The organism is Streptosporangium canum (genome assembly GCF_900113865.1).
Taxonomy (GTDB): Bacteria; Actinomycetota; Actinomycetes; order Streptosporangiales; family Streptosporangiaceae; genus Streptosporangium; species Streptosporangium canum.
This window is the reverse complement of the sequence record NZ_FOQY01000002.1, coordinates 472,458-489,648: the sequence shown is the minus strand read 5'-3', so window position 1 is coordinate 489,648 and position 17,191 is coordinate 472,458. Positions and strand designations below refer to the sequence as shown.

Below are 17,191 nucleotides of genomic sequence, written 5' to 3'. Positions count from 1 at the left end.
TGGATACCCTGAACGGGTGCAAATAGGCATTAATGTCCCAAATTTTGGACCTGGTACCGATCCCGGCATGCTGCGGAGCTGGGCGCAGACGGTGGAGGGACTGGGCTTCGACCTGCTGATGGTCTCCGACCACGTCGTGGTGACACCCGACGTCGCGGAGCAGTACCCGGCGCCGTTCTACGAACCCTTCACCACCCTCTCGTGGCTGGCCGGGATCACCAGCCGGGTCCGGCTCGGGACCACGGTGCTCATCGTGCCGTACCGGCACCCGCTGCTCATCGCCCGCATGGCCGCCAACCTCAACCAGCTCAGCGGGGGACGGCTGGTCCTCGGCGTGGCCTCCGGATGGGCGAGGCAGGAGTTCGAGGCACTCGGCGTCCCGTTCCAGCAGCGCGGGAAGCTGACCGACGATCACCTCCGGGCCGTGCGCAGCGCCTGGGGCGACGACAAGGATTACCGGAGCGGGCGGATACCGATCTGGGTCGGCGGCAACAGCGACGCCGGCCTGCGCCGGGCGGTACGCCTCGGCGACGCATGGCATCCGCTGCGGTCCACCCTTCCCTGGCTGCGCGAGGCGGTGGACCGGCTGAGGACCGTCGCGGACGAGCAGGGACGCCCGGTGCCCGCCATGGCCCCCCGCATCGCCCTGCGACTCACCGAGTCGCCGATCACCGACCCCGGACGGCTCGCCGGCGAGGGCACGATCGACCAGGTCGTCGACGACCTGGAACAGCTGCGCCTCCTCGGCGCCGACACCGTCGTGCTCGACCCGTTCAACGGCGACCCGCGCGAGACGTGCCGTCCGGAGACCGCATGGCAGGCCCTCGCGACCGTAGCCGCCTGCCGGGACCACAACACCTTCACACCGCCGGAGCACCAGTGACACACGACGACGAACGCCTTCTGCGCAGGGCCATCGAGCTCGCCGGTACGGCACGGACGGCCGGAGACCCGCCGTTCGGATCACTGCTGGCGGGACCGGACGGCAGCGTGATCGCCGAAGACCGCAACACCGTCCTCACCGACTCCGACATCACCGCCCACCCCGAGCTGAAGCTGGCCAGATGGGCGGCCCGCGAACTCGACCCCGAGACCGCCGCCGCCACCACCATGTACACCAGCTGCCAGCCCTGCGGCATGTGCGCGGGCGCCATCGAACGATCCGGCCTCGGCCGCGTCGTGTTCGCGCTCTCCACCGAACAGCTCACCGGCCTCAAGCCGCCGGCCACAGGCGCCGGCGCCCGCCAGGAAGGCCCGGCGCTGTTCGAGGAGGCGAGCAAGGCGGTCGAGGGCTACTACCGATGATCCAGTGCGTCCGGTGACGGAGCCCCACCGGAACCCCGTGTCCTACCGTCCGGCGCGATGGTGGTGACGCCGTCTCCGCCCCTCAAAACGGGACAGGGCCCGCACCTTTTCGGGTGCGGGCCCTGTCTCGGGCGTGTGCTGCGTCAGACCGGAACGATGTTCTCGGCCTGCGGGCCCTTCTGGCCCTGCGTGATGTCGAAGGAGACCTTCTGGCCCTCCTGCAGCTCACGGTAGCCCTGGGCAGCGATGTTGGAGTAGTGGGCGAAGACGTCGGCGCCGCCGCCGTCCTGCTCGATGAAGCCGAAGCCCTTTTCCGAGTTGAACCACTTCACGGTTCCAGTCGCCATGTCAATCTCCTTCGATAGGGGGCAGAGCCGAAATCCGCCTTGCACGGATTTCGCGTCGCCGCGATGAGCCCACCGGAGATGACCGGTAAAACAAAATGCACCTGAGGGTCACATCCCGCCAGGTGCACACAGAGTTTCATGGGTACCGCAACTGCAACTGGATTAACGGTACCACCTGTGCGGCCCGAAGTACGAGGCCACCCGGGTCCTGCCCGACATTTTCCGGCTCGGGAGGCTTCGGAGCTCCGCCGAAGGGCGCGGATTGCCATGAAAACCGCCCCGAACAGTGCCGGTGACCACATGGTTGACGCGGACACCGTCGGCGCCCTCTCCGTGCCGGCCGGTGGTCATGGGGCCAGCAGCGACACGAAGCGGTCGAGGTCGACGTTGCCGCCGCTGACGATCACCCCGATCCGCCGGCCGCGCAGCCGGGGGGCGAGTTTGCGGACAGCGGCGAAACCGAGGCACCCGGTGGGCTCGACGACGATCTTCATGACAGACCCGAAGATCCGCATGCACTCGACGAGTTCGGCGTCGGTGGCGGTGAGGATGTCGTCGACCTCGCGGCGGATGATCTCGAACGTGTGGGTGCCGAGATGCTGGGTCTGCGCGCCGTCGGCGATGGTCTCGGGGGTGTCGATGTGGACGACGGCCCCTTGGCGCAGGGACCGCTGGCCGTCGTTTCCGGCTTCGGGCTCGACGCCGTACAGCTCGCAGCCGGGCGAGAGCGCCCGGGCCGACAGCGCCGTGCCGGAGAGCAGCCCGCCGCCGCCGAGAGGCACGAAGATCGCGTCGAGGTCGCCGACCTCGTCGAACAGTTCCTTGGCGGCGGTGCCCTGACCGGCGATCACGTGAGGGTGGTCGTAGGGCGGGATCAGCGTGAGGCCGCGGCCGTCGGCCAGCGCACGGCCGATCTCCTCCCGGTCCTCGGTGTAGCGGTCGTAGGTGACGACCTGCCCGCCGTACCCCTTGGTGGCGGCCACCTTCGCGGCCGGCGCGTCGTGTGGCATGACGAGCGTGGCCGGGATCTCCAGCAGCCGGGCGGCCAGGGCGATCGCCTGGGCGTGGTTGCCCGAGGAATAGGCGACCACGCCGGCGCGCCGCCGCTCGGGGGTGAACCGCGACAGGGCGTTGAACGCGCCGCGGAACTTGAAGGCGCCCATGCGCTGGAAGTTCTCGCACTTGAACACCACGTCGGCGCCGACCTGTTCGTTGATCCGGCGTGAGCGCAGCACCGGGGTGCGGTGGGTGTGCGGCGCGATGCGGGCGGCAGCGCTCCGGACGTCGTCATAGGTCGGTGACAGGGACATGGCGCCTCTTTTCGGTTGTCGGCGTGGGTGCGGTGGAGCGGGCCGGGGACCGCGTGGCGCGGTCCCCGGCCGGGTGATCACCCGGTGTGGTGGAGACGGTCGAAGAGGACCGGCCACAGATCGGGGTGGACGTGCGCGACGACCGTGCCGCGGGCGACGCCCGCGGCGGCGAAGGCCGCGTCGACCCGGTCGGCCGGGTAGCGCAGCCGCATGGTCGCGTGCAGGGAGCCGCCCAGGCCGGTGAAGCCGTACTCGACGAAGGCCCGGTAGCCCGGCAGATCAGGCGCCTGGGAGCGGCGTTCGATCCGCAGGATGGCCGAGTCGACCGCGGGGACGGGCCGGAACACCTCACGGCTGAGGTGGCCCAGCAGCTCCCAGCTGTACCAGGGCCAGGTCTGCACGGTCAGCATGCTCCACCGGCCGAAGTCGCCGGTGCGTTTGCGGGCGTACTCCAGCTGGGTGGTCAGGGTGGCCGAGGTGAGCCCGGGCGCCCGCAGGCACCAGTCGACGATCTTCGAGGTGATCGAGTAGGGGATGTTCCCGGCGACCGCGAACGGCTCGCGCGGCGCGCGGGCGGCCAGGAAGTCTCCCCGGACGACGCGGATGCGGGCGTCGTCCCGGGTGCGGGCGGCCAGCCTCCCCGCCAGCAGCGGATCGACCTCGTAGCCGACGACCTGGCCGCAGGTCTCGGCGAGCGCCCGGGTCAGGACGCCCTCTCCCGCGCCGGGCTCCAGCACCAGGTCGTGCGGGCCGGTGGCCTCGACGATCCGGGCGACGGCGTCGGGGTCGACGACGAAGTTCTGCGACAGGGTGCGCCTGGCCTGGTCGCGGCCGGTTCTGCCGCCGCCGCCGCGGGCTTTCTTCTGGGTGTGCGAGTAGTTTCCGTGAGCGAAGGACTGCGCCACAGGTGTTGCCCTTTCGGGTCCGAGAGGAAGTGGTCTCGGAGGCCCAGGGCTCGCGCAGAGAGAGGCAGGGGCCCTCTCTACCGGCCCAGGGCCGGGTTGTGGCGGAAGCGGATGAAGAACTGCGGCGCGTGGCACGTGAACGACATGCGGCTCAGGTTAGGGAGCCGCGCGCCGCGCGCACAAACGGTTTTACGGCCGCCGGGTGACCCTGCGCGAGGCCACGTCCTCGAACCGGACGTTCGGTCCGGCCGCCTGGCCGGTTTCGGCGATCCGGGCGTCTCTCCGGTCACCCATGTCGCAGGGCGCAGTCGTGTTTTGTGGTAGACCTTGCGTGAAACGGCAGCCGGACGGTGTGGCCGGCGCGCTTTTTGTGGAGTTCCCACAACGGAGCGGCTCCGCCATGCACGATGCGGGACATTGGTATACCCGGCGGTAATCGAGCAGGGTGTAGATAGGTACAGGCGACGCTCCGGGTCCCGGACGTCGCCTTCTGTGCGTGGGTAGTTGGGAGTTTCAGCTGGTGTTCAGTCGTGTCGCCATCGTCAACCGTGGAGAGGCTGCGATGCGGCTCATCCACGCCGTCCGGGATCTTTCGGCGGAAACCGGGGCGCGGATCGAGACGGTCGCCCTCTACACCGAGGCCGACCGCAACGCGACCTTCGTCCGTGAAGCGGACGTCGCCTATTCGCTGGGCCCCGCCTCTGCCCGCCCGTACCTCGACCACGCCGTCCTGGAGCGGGCGCTGACGGAGACCGGGGCCGACGCCGCGTGGGTCGGCTGGGGGTTCGTCGCCGAGGATCCGGCGTTCGCCGAGCTGTGCGAGAAGATCGGCGTCACCTTCGTCGGTCCGAGCGCGGAGGCGATGCGCAAGCTCGGCGACAAGATCGGCGCCAAGCTCATCGCCGAGGAGGTCGGCGTCCCGGTCGCGCCGTGGAGCCGCGGCGAGGTCGCCACCCTCGAGGACGCGCTGCGCGCCGGCGACGAGATCGGCTACCCGCTGATGCTCAAGGCGACCGCGGGCGGCGGCGGGCGCGGCATCCGCATGGTCGCCTCGGAGGAGGAGCTGGCCGACGCCTACGAGCGCACCAGCCAGGAGGCGCTGCGTGCGTTCGGCTCCGGCGTGGTCTTCCTGGAGCGCCTGGTCACCGGCGCCCGGCACGTCGAGGTCCAGGTCATCGCCGACGGGCAGGGCACCGCGTGGGCGCTGGGCGTCCGGGACTGCTCGGTGCAGCGGCGCAACCAGAAGGTCATCGAGGAGTCCGCCTCCCCGGTTCTGACGATCGAGCAGACCGCCGAGCTGAAGGCGTCGGCCGAGCGGCTCGCCGTGGCCGTCGACTACTGCGGGGCCTGCACCGTCGAGTTCCTCTACCACCCCGGCGAGAAGCTGTTCGCCTTCCTCGAGGTCAACACCCGGCTGCAGGTCGAGCACCCGATCACCGAGATCACTACCGGCACCGACCTGGTCCGGCTGCAGCTGCACGTGGCGAGCGGTGGGAGGCTGGAAGGCCCCCAGCCGGGGGAGGCCGGTCACGCCGTCGAGGCCCGGCTCAACGCCGAGGACCCCGACCGCGACTTCGCGCCCGCCCCGGGCCGCATCGCGCGCCTCATACTGCCCACCGGGCCCGGCATCCGCGTGGACACCGGCGTCAGCGAGGGCGACACCATCCCGGCCGACTTCGACTCGATGATCGCGAAGATCATCGCCTACGGCCGCGACCGCGAGCAGGCGCTGGGCCGGCTGCGCCGCGCGATGGCCGAGACCACGGTGATCATCGAGGGGGGTGCCACCAACAAGAGCTTCGTGCTCGACCTGCTCGACCAGACCGAGGTCATCGACGCGAGCGCCGACACCGGCTGGATCGACCGCGTGCGCGCCGAAGGCCGCCTGGTCAACCATCGGCACTCCGCGATCGCCCTGGCCGCCGCCGCGATCGAGGCCTACCAGGACGAGGAGGAGGTCAGCCGCCAGCGGCTGCTGTCCACCGCGCGCGGCGGGCGCCCGCAGGTGCAGCACGACTCGGGCCGCCCACTGGACCTCAAGCTCCGCGGCGTCGGCTACCGGGTGAGCGTGGCCCGGGTCGGGCACAGGCGGTTCCGCGTCGGCCTCTCCGGCGGTGCCGCCCCGGCGGACGTCGAGGTGGAGCGGTTCGACGCGCACAGCGGCCGGATCGTGGTCAACGGCCGCCGGTTCCGGCTGGTGTCGGCCACGCACGGGCCGATCCACCTGGTCGAGGTCGACGGTGTCACGCACCGGATCAGCCGCGACGAGGGCGGTGTCGTCCGCTCTCCCGCACCCGCGCTGGTGGTCGCGACGCCGTTGTCGGTCGGCGACGAGGTCGAGTCGGGCGCTCCGCTCCTGGTGCTGGAGAGCATGAAGATGGAGACGGTGCTGCGCGCGCCGTTCCGCGCCCGCGTCCGTGAGTGCCCGGTGTCGGTGGGCAGCCAGGTCGAGACCGGCGCGCCGCTGATGCGGCTGGAACCGCTGTCCGACGAGGGCGCCGAGGAGACCGAGCCGGCCGCCGAGACCATCGAGATCGAGCTGCCCGCGGAACCCGCGGGGGCATCCGCGGCCGAGCGCGTCGAGCGGGGCCTGCAGGACCTGCGCAGCCTGCTGCTCGGCTTCGACGCCGACCCCCATGACCACAAACGGGTGCTGTCGGACTACCTGGCCGCGCGCGCCGAGCTGGGCGGGCGGCCGCTCGAGGGTGAGCTGGACCTGCTCACCGTGTTCGCCGACCTGTCCGAGCTGAGCCGCAACAGGCCGGGCGGCGAGCTCGACGTCGAGCCGGACAGCCCGGTGCACAGCCCGCGCGAGTTCTTCCACAGCTACCTGCGGAGTCTCGACGTCGAGCGCGCCGGCGTCACCGAAAGCTTCCAGGCCAAGCTCACCAAGGTCCTCGCCCACTACGGCATCGCCGATCTCGACCGCACGCCGGAGCTGGAGGCCGCGGTCTTCCGGATCTTCCTGGCCCAGCAGCAGATGAGCACCGACGTCGCGATCGTGTCGGAGCTGCTACGCCAGTGGCTGGCCGGCGCGCCGCCGCTCGAGTCGCTCAGCGAGCGCGTCGGGCTCACCCTCGAACACCTGGTCGAGGCCACGCAGGTGCGCTTCCCCATGGTGTCCGACCTGGCCCGCGGCGTGGTGTTCCGCTGGTTCGCCCAGCCGCTGCTGCGCCGCAACCGCGCCAAGGTCTACGCCGCGGTGCGCGACGAGCTGCGTTACCTGGACCGCAACCCGGACGCGCCGGACCGTGCCGAGCGCATCCAGGTCATGGTGGCCAGCGCCGAGCCGCTGGTCCGGCTGATCGGCCAGCGGATCGGCCGGCTCGGGCGCGACCACGCGCCGCTGCTGGAGGTGCTGACCCGCCGCTACTACGGCAATCGCGGGCTGTCGGAGGTCACCGTGCGGGAGACCGCGGGTTGCCGGTTCGTCACCGCGGAGCACACCGGATCGGGCGGTGTGACACGCGTGGTCACCACCGCCGTCGACATCGCCGCCCTGCCCGACGCCATCGGTGCCATCGGCGCGTTCGCCGCCGATGTCGCCGAGCACGGGCTGGTCGCCGACCTCTACGTCACGTGGGAGGACCAGCCGGACGCCGACGCGATGGCGGTGCGGCTCGGACAGCTCCTCGCGGAGCACCCGCAGCCCGCGGGCGTCCGCCGGATCACCACCACCGTCGCCGGCACCAGCGGCGTGATGCACCACCACTTCACCTTCCGGCCCGAGGGCGCGGGCTTCGCCGAGGACCGGCTGATCCGTGGCCTGCACCCGCAGATCGCGGAGCGCCTGCAGCTGCAGCGGCTGCGCGAGTTCGACCTCACCCGGCTGCCGTCCGCGGACGAGGAGATCTACCTGTTCAAGGCCGTGGCGCGCAGCAACCCGGCCGACGAGCGCCTCATCGCGATGGGCCAGGTCCGCGACCTGACACCGCTGCGCGAGGCCGACGGCAGGCTGGTCGCGCTGCCCGCGGTGGAGGACGCGATCACCGCGGGCCTGGACGCGATCCGCAACATCCAGGCGCAGCGACCCCAGAACAAGCGGTTCGACACCAACCGGATCATGATGTACGTCTGGCCGTCGACCGAGCTGTCCACCGACGAGCTGAACGCGCTGGTCCAGCGCATCCTGCCGACCACGGCGGGCGCGGGGCTGGAGGAGGTCCAGTGCATAGCCCGCCAGCGCACCGCCGCCGGCGAGCTGACCGAGGTCGCCGTGCGGATCACCCTCGACCCGGGCCACGGCGCGCGCCTGCACGTCGGCGCGCCGTCGGCGGAGCCGGTGCAGCCGCTGGACGACTACCGTCAGAAGGTGCTGCGCGCGGCCCGGCGCGGGAACGTCTACCCGTACGAGCTGACCGGCCTGCTCGCCGGGCCGGAGGGCGGCTTCGTCGAGCACGACCTCGACGACCACGGCGCGCTCGTGCCGGTGGACCGGCCGAAGGGGAGGAACGCCGCGGCGATCGTGGCGGGCGTCGTCACGACGCCGACCGAACGGCACCCCGAAGGCGTCACCCGCGTGGTTCTGCTCGGCGACCCGACGAAGGCGCTGGGCGCGCTGTCGGAACCGGAGTGCTCGCGGGTGATCGCCGCGCTCGACCTCGCCGAGCGGATGCGGGTCCCCCTGGAGTGGTTCGCGCTGTCGGCAGGCGCGCGGATCTCGATGACCTCGGGCACCGAGAACATGGACTGGGTCGCGGCCGCGCTCAAGCGGATCGTCACGTTCACCCAGGACGGCGGCGAGATCAACATCGTGGTCGCCGGGATCACCGTCGGCGCCCAGCCGTACTGGAACGCCGAAGCGACGATGCTCATGCACACCAAGGGCATCCTGGTGATGACGCCGGACTCGGCGATGGTGCTCACCGGCAAGCAGTCGCTGGACTTCTCCGGCGGCGTGTCGGCCGAGGACAACTTCGGCATCGGCGGCTACGACCGCGTGATGGGGCCGAACGGCCAGGCGCAGTACTGGGCGCCCAACCTGCAGTCCGCCCGCGATGTGCTGATGGCGCACTACGACCACACCTACGTCGTGCCCGGCGAGACGGCGCCGCGGCGGGCCCGCACCACCGACCCGGTCGACCGCGATGTCTCCGGGTTTCCGCACGCGATCGCCGGCAGCGACTTCACCACCGTCGGCCAGATCTTCTCGGCCGAGCACAACCCGGACCGCAAGAAGCCGTTCGACATCCGCACGGTGATGCGCGCCCTGTCCGACCAGGATCACCCGGTGCTGGAGCGCTGGGCGGGCATGGCTGACGCGGAGACGTCCGCGGTGCAGGACGTGCACATCGGCGGCCGGCCGGTCTGCCTGATCGGCATCGAGTCGCGGTCGGTGCCGCGGCGCGGCTTCCCGCCCACTGACGGGCCGGACACCTACACCGCGGGCACGCTGTTCCCGCGCTCGTCGAAGAAGACCGCCCGGGCGATCAACTCGGCGTCCGGCAACCGGCCGCTGGTGGTGCTGGCGAACCTGTCCGGGTTCGACGGCTCGCCGGAGTCGATGCGCAAGCTCCAGCTGGAGTACGGCGCGGAGATCGGCCGGGCGATCGTCAACTTCGACGGGCCGATCGTGTTCTGCGTGATCTCCCGCTACCACGGCGGCGCGTTCGTGGTGTTCTCCAAGGCGCTCAACCCGAACATGACCGTGCTGGCGCTGGAGGGCTCGTTCGCCTCGGTGCTCGGTGGTGCCCCGGCGGCTGCCGTGGTGTTCTCCGGTGAGGTGAACAACCGCACCGCGACCGACCTGCGGGTGACCGACCTGCAGACGCAGGTCTCGGCGGCCAGCGGCGCCGAGCGGGCGGCGCTGAACGCCCGGCTCGCCGAGGTGCAGTCCGCCGTCCGGGCGGAGAAGCTCGGCGAGGTCGCCGCCGAGTTCGACCGGGTGCACAGCATCCAGCGCGCGGTCGAGGTCGGCTCGGTGGACGCGATCATCAGCGCCGCCGAGCTGCGGCCGCGGATCATCGAGGCCATCGAGCACGGAATGGCCTGACGCTCCGTGAAACCGGCCGCAGCCCCGGCGCGGCCGGTTTCACGTTTCTCTCTCAGGACCAGGTGACCGGCAGCGAACGCACGCCGAAGATGAGCATCTCGTTGCATACCGGCACCTGCTCGGACGAAGAGCCCGTCCTCCCGCTCCGCCATGTCCACCGGCAGCATCCGCCGCATCGCCACCGCCGTGGGGCTCGCGCTCGGGGACTCCTCGGTCAAGCTGTTGTCGGCCATCAGCACGTCCTGTTCACGAAGGGGCCTTAGAGTACGGAGCTGTATCTAATGGTGGACACGGTAAGTCACCGCGATAAGATACGCAAGTGAATCTCAAGCACGAGCGGATCACGGGTAAGCGCGGGGCGACCGGGGCGCAGGCGGCGGAACGTCGTGCCGACGGCGGCACGATCCGTGGCGGCGCATCCCGTCGACGCGGCCCCGAACTCGAGGACGCGATCCTCGACGCCGCGTGGGAGGTGCTGGTCGAGCACGGATATCACGGCTTCACCTACGAAGCGGTCGCCGCCCGCGCCGGCACGAGTCGTCCTGTGCTCTACCGGCGCTGGCCGCAGCGCGACGGCCTGCTGCTGGCCACTCTCGCCAAGTCCTGGCGGCTGATCGCGGTGCCCGACACCGGCAGCCTCCGCGATGATGCGATCGGCTTCCTGCGCAACGCCGACGCTGACCGCGCAGGCATGATCACGTTGATGAGCGTGCAGCTGGTGGACTATTTCCGCGCCACCGGCACCAGCCTCGGCGAGCTACGCGACACCCTCCTCACGCCCGGCCAGGCGACCGCCTTCGAGATGATCGTCGCCCGCGCGGTCGAGCGCGGCGAGCTGCCCGACGTGCCGCGTTCGTCCCGCGTGGTGAACCTGCCGTTGGACCTGTTGCGCCACGACATGTTCATGACGATGCGCGCGGTGCCGGACGAGTCGATCGTCGAGATCGTGGACGAGGTGTGGCTGCCACTGCTGGGCGCCGGCCGGCCGGCGCCGCCATCGGCTGCCTGATGCTCTGGCTCCGCCACGCCGAATTGTCAGACACTCTCTGGCCCGGCGACACGTACGTGCGGGCCGCAACGCGTGGCTCCGCGGCATCCCATCCCTTCAACGCTGCGGCCAGGGTGTTCTCTCCGGGAGGTCGCCGACCGGATCCTGGCGATCGGTGACGGACGGCTGCGGGTGAGCGTCGACGGACCGACCGCGGCGGGCAGGACGAGCTTCGGACACGAGCTCATCGAGCACGTCAGCCGGGCAGGACGTCCAGTGCTGCGGGCGCGCCTGGACGACTTCACGAGGCCGTGGTCGGTTGTTGCGGTCATTCCGTGGGCCGGCGGGCCTGTCTTACTTCGCGGTCGATTGCCCAGGCGTCCGCTACCGGGCCCACGTGCCCGAGCTTGTCGGGGTTGATCACCGAGCGGATCGTCTGGATCTGCCCGTCGAGTACATCGAGCACCAGGATGTGGAGCACCCTGCCGTCCCGGTCGTGGAAGATCGCGCCCGGCTGGCCGTTGACCTCGTGCGGCTCGAACGTCACGTCGATCCGGGCTATCCGGGGGAAGACGGAGGCAATCAGCCGGGCCACGTTCTCGGCGCCGATGACGGCCCTGGCCAGCTGCGGGGCCTTGCCACCGCCATCGCCGACCATCGATACGTCGGCGGCGAGCAGTTCCCGCAGACCGGCGACGTCGCCTTCGCGGAGGGCGTCGAAGAACCGCGCCGCCAGCTCCTCCCGCTCTTTGCCGACCGCTTCGAAGCGCGGCCGCCCGGCCTCCATATGCCGCCGCGCCCGCACCAGCAGCTGTCGGCACGCCGCCTCCGACCGCCCCACCGCCGCGGCGACCTCGTCGAACCCGAAGGCGAACACCTCCCGCAGCACAAACACCGCGCGCTCCAGCGGGCTGAGCCGCTCCAGCAGCAGCAGCGCCGCCATCGACACCGAGTCGGCCAGCTCCACCGATCGCGCCGGATCCTGATATGGATCGCTCAGCAGCGGCTCGGGAAACCACGGGCCCACGTACTCCTCCCGCCGCACCCGCGCGGAGCGCAGCACATCGATCGAGATCCGCGTCACCGCGGCCGACAGAAGAGCTTTGGTCGATGTGGGCCGGGTCGCCGAGCCGTCATAGCGCAGCCATGTCTCCTGCACCGCGTCCTCGGCCTCACCCACACTGCCCAGAATCCGGTAGGCGATCGAAAACAGCAGCGGCCGCAGCTCCTCGAACTCCTCGACCTTGCTCACGCGAAATCCCCTCCCGGTGAACCCCTCTCACCCGGCCGTACCCGCTGGCGCAGGCGTCTTCCGGTGATCATCTGGACCACCGGCACGCCAGAGTAGCGCCCTCGAGCCCGGCGGCCCGGAGCCCGCAGCCGGACCCCGAGCCAGTTGCCGATGCCGTTCAGTGGAACTGCCCGGGCACGTAGTCGCCGGCCGGCTGCTGGGTGATGATGTTCAGCCGGTTCACCGCGTTCATGAAAGAGACCAAGATCACCAGGGCGGTGAGCTGCCCCTCGTCGTAGTGCTGGGCGGCGTACGCCCACACCTCGTCGCTGACCCCAACGGCCGCATCCGCGACCCGGGTCCCCTCCTCCGCCAGCTTCAGCGCGGCACGCTCGGCCTCGGTGAAGACCGTGGCCTCCTGCCACGCCGCGACCAGGTTCAGCCGCACCGAGGTCTCGCCGGCAGCGGCGGCCTCTTTGGTGTGCATGTCGATGCAGGCGGCGCAGCCGTTGATCTGACTTACGCGAAGCGCCACCAGCTCCTGCGTGGCGGCCGGCAACGGCGAGTCCTTGAGCGTCTTGCCCGCCGACATGAAGTGCTTGAGGGCCTTGCCGGCGGTTGGGTCGGCGAAGTAGTTCAGTCGCGCGGCCATGCTGTGCTCCTCTGTGATCGTTGATGGCTACACCCTCTGAGACGGGGTAGCCCGCCCCCCTGTGACATGGACGAATGTGACCTGCGTCTCCCTGCCGCCGCACAGTGATCACCTGCGGCGGGCGGCCGGGTCCCGGCTTTCCGGCCAGCGAGCCAGCGAGGCGACAGAGGTGTGCCCGCGGAACGGCCATCTGGCTCCGCAGCCCCCCGCAACATGATCCGAACTCAGAACAGCCCCTGGATGTCGGCGTGCTTTTAGCGCACGATCTCTCCCTCGGGCCATGCGCTGAGGTACTGATTCACCTGTATCCCGGCAACCCCTCCGTTGCTCGGCTCATCACGCCGGATTCCCACGCCCAAGCTGCGATCCCCACCCGATTCCTGACACCGAGCTTGGCGAAGATGCTGCCCAGATGCGTCTTTACCGTCGACAGCGACACGAACAGCTCCGCGGCCACCTCCTGATTGGAGCGTCCCCTGGCCACCAGCCGCACAACGTCCAGCTCGCGGTCGGTCAGCGGGTCGTTCGCCGGTTGCGCCGCCCGCTGGGGCTGGGCCAGGTGCCGCAGCAGCCGTACGGTCACCGACGGCGACACCAGCGCGTCACCCACCGCGGCCGCCCGGACGGCCTCGATGAGCAGCGTGGGCCCGCTGTCCTTGAGCAGGAACCCGGTGGCGCCGGAGCGCAGGGCTCCGTAGACGTACTCGTCGAGGTCGAAGGTGGTGACGATGACCACCCGCAGCGGGTTCTCCACCTCGGGTCCGGCCAGGACGCGGGTCACCTCGATCCCGTCCAGCTTGGGCATCCGGATGTCGAGCAGGCACACGTCAGGTCGCAGCCGCCTGGCCTCCGACACGGCCTCGGCGCCGTCCGAGACCGCGGCCACGACCTCCATGTCCGGTTGAGCGTCCACGATCATCTGGAAGCCGGTCCGTACCATTTGCTGGTCGTCGGCGATAAGAACCCGAATAGTCACGGCCTCAGCTCTAGAGATCAACCGTTCGGCCGAGGAAGTTATGGACTCGCGGCCGATGCCGGCGCCGACCCGGAACCGCAAGATCAACTCCATGGCACACGACAACCCCTACCCAGCGCGAAAAAGGCCCGTACTTGTGGCCGCCGTCGCGGGACTGCTCGCCCTCACGGCCCCCATCGTCTGGGCGCCGGCCCCCGCCGCTGCCGCGGCACCCAGCACGCCGTATCTCCCGAAGCCGACCGGCCCCCACCGGGTCGGCACGACGTCCCTGCACCTGACCGACACCTCCCGCCCCGACCCGTGGGTCCCCGCGGCCAAGACGAGGGAGCTCATGGTCTCCCTGTGGTATCCGACGGCAGCGCGGGCCGGGCGGCGCGCGCCGTACGTCACCCCCAAGGAGTCGGAGCTGCTCCTGAAGGGCTCGGGGATCAAGGAACTGGAGAACATACCGCCGGAAGGGCTGAGCCGGACGCGGACGAACGCCTTCACCGACGCCGAGCCGTCGGGACGCCGGCGCAGTCTGCCGCTCGTGGTGCTGTCGCCCGGCTTCACCTGGCCTCGCAGTTCGCTCACGGGTCTGGCCGAGGACCTGGCGAGCAGAGGGTATGTGGTGGCCGGCATTGACCACACCTACGAGAACTTCGCCACCACCTTCCCTGACGGGCGGGTCGCCACCTGCGCCGCCTGCAAGAACGTCAACGACGACGACTTCGGCCAGAAGGTGATCCGGAGCCGGGCGATCGACATCCCCTTCGTGCTCGACCAGTTGACCGGTCCGCGGCCCAAGTGGAAAGGCAGCCCTCTGATCAATCCGGCCCGGATCGCGATGGCCGGCCAGTCCATCGGAGGAGCCGCCGCCCCGCAGACCATGCTGCAGGATTCCCGGGTGCGCGCTGGGATCAACATGGACGGCAGCATGTTCCTCCCGATCCCCAAGAGCGGGCTGGCGCGACCGTTCCTGTTGATGGGCGCCCCCTCAGGCGACAGCACCTGGAAACGTGACTGGGAACAGCTGACCGGGTGGAAACGCTGGCTGGTGGTAAAGGGGGCGCTGCACCCGTCCTTCACCGACTACGACATGCTGCTCCAGCAGCTCGGCGTGAACCTCGGCAGCGGCCTGAAGGAAACCCGCTCGGTGGACATCACCCGCAAGTACGTCGCCGCCTTCTTCGACCTGCACCTGCGAGGCAAGCCGCAGCCTCTGCTGGACAAGCCCTCCCCGCGCTACCCCGAGGTCCAATTCTGCCTACCGTCGGCCAAGAAGTGCTGATGTGGACGCCTGCGCTCCAGGCCGATGACCATCCACGACAGTCGGGGGCAGCGCTGCCCCCGAGCGGGGGCGGAGCCAGTCGCACCGAGTTGCGCTGCCGGGTCAGCCTGAGCCCGAACACCTAGCGGGCTTCCTCGGCGGGTGTGTGGGCGTGGAAACGCCCACACACCCCAACTGCAAGATCGTTGGCCCGGCGGCTGCGGCGCCCAGGTGACGAGAAGGGCGCTCTGTCACCCCGGGCAGTTCCGGGGGCCGACGTCCTGCCCAGCGCCGACGACGGTGACCTGGGCAGAGCTTTCCGGCACCGCGGCGGCGGCCGTGCACACGATCTGCTCGACGGCCAGTGCGGACAGTTCGCCGGCCGCAGTGGACAGGGTCACCACCAAGTGGCCGGTCGGCTTGACGGTTACCGAGAACGGGCCGGCTCCGGGCGGGACCTCGGTGGTGAAGCCGTGCGCCTGCTCCCTCGCGGTGGGCCCGGCTGCCAGCAGCGCGAGCGTGTCCGCTCGGAACAGTGGTCGACCACCGGGCCGCGTCACCGCGCTGAGCCGGCCGTTCTTCACCAGGTAGAGGGTGATCTTCATGGCTGGTGCGACGGTCGGTGCGACCGTTAGTGCGACGGCTCCGCTCGGCGGGTCGCCGGCGTCGATGGCGTCGCTGGGTTGCACGCCGCAGCCGGCCACGGCGACGAGCGATACGAGGCCCGCGGCGAGCACGCGGCGGGCGAGCCCGATCCTCACTCGGGGCCTCCGTCCGGATCGTGTGCCCGGCGTGGCAGGCGCAGCGCGAAGATGGCGCCGCCGTCCGGGGCGTTGGTGACGCTGAGGTCGCCTCGGTGCAGGCGCGCGTTCTCCCGCGCGATGGCCAGGCCCAGGCCGCTGCCCTCGGACCTGGCCCTGGCCGTGCTGGCCTTGTAGAACCGGTCGAACACGTGCGGCAGCACCGCTCCGTCCAGCCCCGGCCCGTGGTCGCGGACCTCCAGAGCGATCCAGTGCGGGTCGGCGGACAGCCGTACCGACACCGGTGGCTCGCCGTGCCGCAGGGCGTTGCCGACCAGGTTCGCGAGGATGACGTCCACCCGGCGCGGGTCCAGCCGTGCCGTCACCGCGGCTGGAAGCTCGGTGTGCACCTGCTCCGACCAGCCCCGCGTACGCAGGGTCGCGCGCACCAGCTCGGCCACGTCGACCTCGTTCAGCGCGAGGGCCGCGACGCCGGAGTCGAACCTGCTGATCTCGATGAGGTCGTTCACCAGAGCGGTGAGGTTGAGCGTCTCCTGGCTGACCAGCCTGGCGGCCCGGCCGGCGGCCTCGGGCAGCTCGGCCGCCTCCTCCTCCAGGACGTCGGCGACCGCGGCGAGCGCGGCCAGCGGGGTGCGCAGCTCATGCGACACGTCGGCCACGAACCGACGGGCGTCGGCCTCCATCTCGCGTAGCTGCTTGACATGCCGTTCCAGCTCCGCGGCGGTGGCGTTGAAGGTGTGTGCCACGTCGGCCAGCTCATCGGAGCCGCGGACCGCGATCCTGGTGCGCAGCTCGCCCTGGCCCAGCAGGCGGGCCGCCCGGCCGAGTTCGTGCGCCGGGCGCAGCACGCCACGGGCGGCCAGCAACGCCAGGACCACCGCGAACGCCAGGGCCGCCCCGCCGATGAGCCAGGCGAATATGGCCAGCCGGTCGATGCTGCGCTGTTCGGGAGCCAGGCTGTGCATCATGTAGACCTCGATGCCGGACGCCCGCGTCGGCCGGTCCCCCTCGACGATCAGCAACGGCGTTCCGATGATCAGGTGGGGCCCGTCCTGCCACACCACGCGTTGCCACGCGATGTTGCCGTCGGCCACCTCCCGCCGCAGCCCCTTGGGAATCATCCCGGGATCCAGGCCCTGCCGGCATGGCCCGCCGAAAGGCAGGCACGGCTGGCGGGGGCCGGCCGGCGAGCGCCTCTCGTGGTAGACGGCGACCGCGTCGTTGTTCCCTTCGGCCACGGTACGGGCGATCTCGCCGAGCTCGCCCGCGTCCGGCGCCGGATTCGGTAACGGGTAGAGCGCCTGCAGGCGGCTTCTCATCGCCTGCACCGCGGCATCCTGGGCGCGCTCCAGGATGGCGTTGCGGGCCTCGACGTAGATCGCGCCGGCCACCGCCGCCGCGGTGACCACACACAGCAGCGCGAACGCGAACAACAGCCGGGCACGCAGCCCCAGGCTCGGCCGAGGTGTCACCGG

At 70.8% G+C, this 17,191-nt stretch carries 13 protein-coding genes; 5 read left to right on the top strand and 8 right to left on the bottom strand.

Annotated elements, in window-relative coordinates; all coding sequences use genetic code 11:
* Positions 1-67: 67 nt before the first annotated feature.
* The gene (locus tag BM085_RS04555) at positions 68-883 is read left to right on the top strand and encodes an LLM class flavin-dependent oxidoreductase (protein ID WP_245789123.1); all 816 of its coding nucleotides are present in this window, start codon (positions 68-70) and stop codon (positions 881-883) included.
* Complete coding sequence (locus BM085_RS04550) at positions 880-1,305, top strand: nucleoside deaminase (RefSeq protein ID WP_093885734.1); 426 nt, start codon at positions 880-882, stop codon at positions 1,303-1,305. The genes BM085_RS04555 and BM085_RS04550 overlap by 4 nt, the downstream gene beginning before the upstream one ends.
* 143 nt (positions 1,306-1,448) lie before the next feature.
* Here the strand turns inward: BM085_RS04550 and BM085_RS04545 are convergent, their stop codons facing one another.
* The 3 genes from BM085_RS04545 to erm all read right to left on the bottom strand — a co-directional run bounded on the left by BM085_RS04545 (position 1,449) and on the right by erm (position 3,771).
* Positions 1,449-1,652, bottom strand: a complete 204-nt coding sequence (locus BM085_RS04545; RefSeq protein WP_012891170.1) for a cold-shock protein — start codon at positions 1,650-1,652, stop codon at positions 1,449-1,451.
* 347 nt (positions 1,653-1,999) lie between these two features.
* A complete protein-coding gene (locus BM085_RS04540) occupies positions 2,000-2,962 on the bottom strand; it encodes a threo-3-hydroxy-L-aspartate ammonia-lyase (RefSeq protein WP_093885733.1) in 963 nt (320 codons plus the stop codon).
* Between the two features lie 77 nt (positions 2,963-3,039).
* Complete coding sequence (gene erm, locus BM085_RS04535; RefSeq protein ID WP_399508970.1) at positions 3,040-3,771, bottom strand: ErmE/ErmH/ErmO/ErmR family 23S rRNA (adenine(2058)-N(6))-methyltransferase; 732 nt, start codon at positions 3,769-3,771, stop codon at positions 3,040-3,042.
* 616 nt (positions 3,772-4,387) lie between these two features.
* Between erm and BM085_RS04530 the strand changes: the two genes are divergently transcribed.
* Together BM085_RS04530 and BM085_RS04525 are read left to right on the top strand one after the other, a co-directional pair.
* Positions 4,388-9,859: an ATP-binding protein gene (locus BM085_RS04530; protein WP_093885731.1), complete on the top strand. Its 5,472-nt coding sequence runs from the start codon at positions 4,388-4,390 to the stop codon at positions 9,857-9,859.
* Between the two features lie 319 nt (positions 9,860-10,178).
* Complete coding sequence (locus BM085_RS04525) at positions 10,179-10,868, top strand: TetR/AcrR family transcriptional regulator (RefSeq protein ID WP_093885730.1); 690 nt, start codon at positions 10,179-10,181, stop codon at positions 10,866-10,868.
* Positions 10,869-11,175: 307 nt separating this feature from the next.
* Here the strand turns inward: BM085_RS04525 and BM085_RS04515 are convergent, their stop codons facing one another.
* The 3 genes from BM085_RS04515 to BM085_RS04505 form a co-directional block, all read right to left on the bottom strand.
* Complete coding sequence (locus BM085_RS04515) at positions 11,176-12,099, bottom strand: RNA polymerase sigma-70 factor (protein ID WP_093885729.1); 924 nt, start codon at positions 12,097-12,099, stop codon at positions 11,176-11,178.
* A gap of 157 nt (positions 12,100-12,256) precedes the next feature.
* A complete protein-coding gene (locus BM085_RS04510) occupies positions 12,257-12,730 on the bottom strand; it encodes a carboxymuconolactone decarboxylase family protein (protein ID WP_093885728.1) in 474 nt (157 codons plus the stop codon).
* Positions 12,731-13,028: 298 nt separating this feature from the next.
* Positions 13,029-13,706, bottom strand: a complete 678-nt coding sequence (locus tag BM085_RS04505) for a response regulator (protein ID WP_093885727.1) — start codon at positions 13,704-13,706, stop codon at positions 13,029-13,031.
* A gap of 91 nt (positions 13,707-13,797) precedes the next feature.
* On the opposite strand from BM085_RS04505, the gene BM085_RS04500 reads away from it, so the two are divergent.
* The gene (locus BM085_RS04500) at positions 13,798-14,976 is read left to right on the top strand and encodes an alpha/beta hydrolase family protein (RefSeq protein ID WP_143120801.1); all 1,179 of its coding nucleotides are present in this window, start codon (positions 13,798-13,800) and stop codon (positions 14,974-14,976) included.
* A gap of 230 nt (positions 14,977-15,206) precedes the next feature.
* On the opposite strand, the gene BM085_RS04495 is transcribed toward BM085_RS04500, so the two are convergent.
* Positions 15,207-15,716, bottom strand: a complete 510-nt coding sequence (locus BM085_RS04495; protein ID WP_218158598.1) for a GerMN domain-containing protein — start codon at positions 15,714-15,716, stop codon at positions 15,207-15,209.
* The gene (locus BM085_RS04490; protein ID WP_093885780.1) at positions 15,713-17,188 is read right to left on the bottom strand and encodes a sensor histidine kinase; all 1,476 of its coding nucleotides are present in this window, start codon (positions 17,186-17,188) and stop codon (positions 15,713-15,715) included. The genes BM085_RS04495 and BM085_RS04490 overlap by 4 nt, the downstream gene beginning before the upstream one ends.
* Positions 17,189-17,191: the final 3 nt, after the last annotated feature.

Excerpts from the sequence above, each read along its gene's own strand:
- BM085_RS04555 (WP_245789123.1), top strand. The coding sequence starts at position 68 with ATGCTGCGGAGCTGGGCGCAGACGGTGGAGGGACTGGGCTTCGACCTG.
- BM085_RS04510 (WP_093885728.1), bottom strand. The coding sequence starts at position 12,730 with ATGGCCGCGCGACTGAACTACTTCGCCGACCCAACCGCCGGCAAGGCC.
- BM085_RS04500 (WP_143120801.1), top strand. The coding sequence starts at position 13,798 with ATGGCACACGACAACCCCTACCCAGCGCGAAAAAGGCCCGTACTTGTG.
- BM085_RS04540 (WP_093885733.1), bottom strand. The coding sequence starts at position 2,962 with ATGTCCCTGTCACCGACCTATGACGACGTCCGGAGCGCTGCCGCCCGC.
- BM085_RS04545 (WP_012891170.1), bottom strand. The coding sequence starts at position 1,652 with ATGGCGACTGGAACCGTGAAGTGGTTCAACTCGGAAAAGGGCTTCGGC.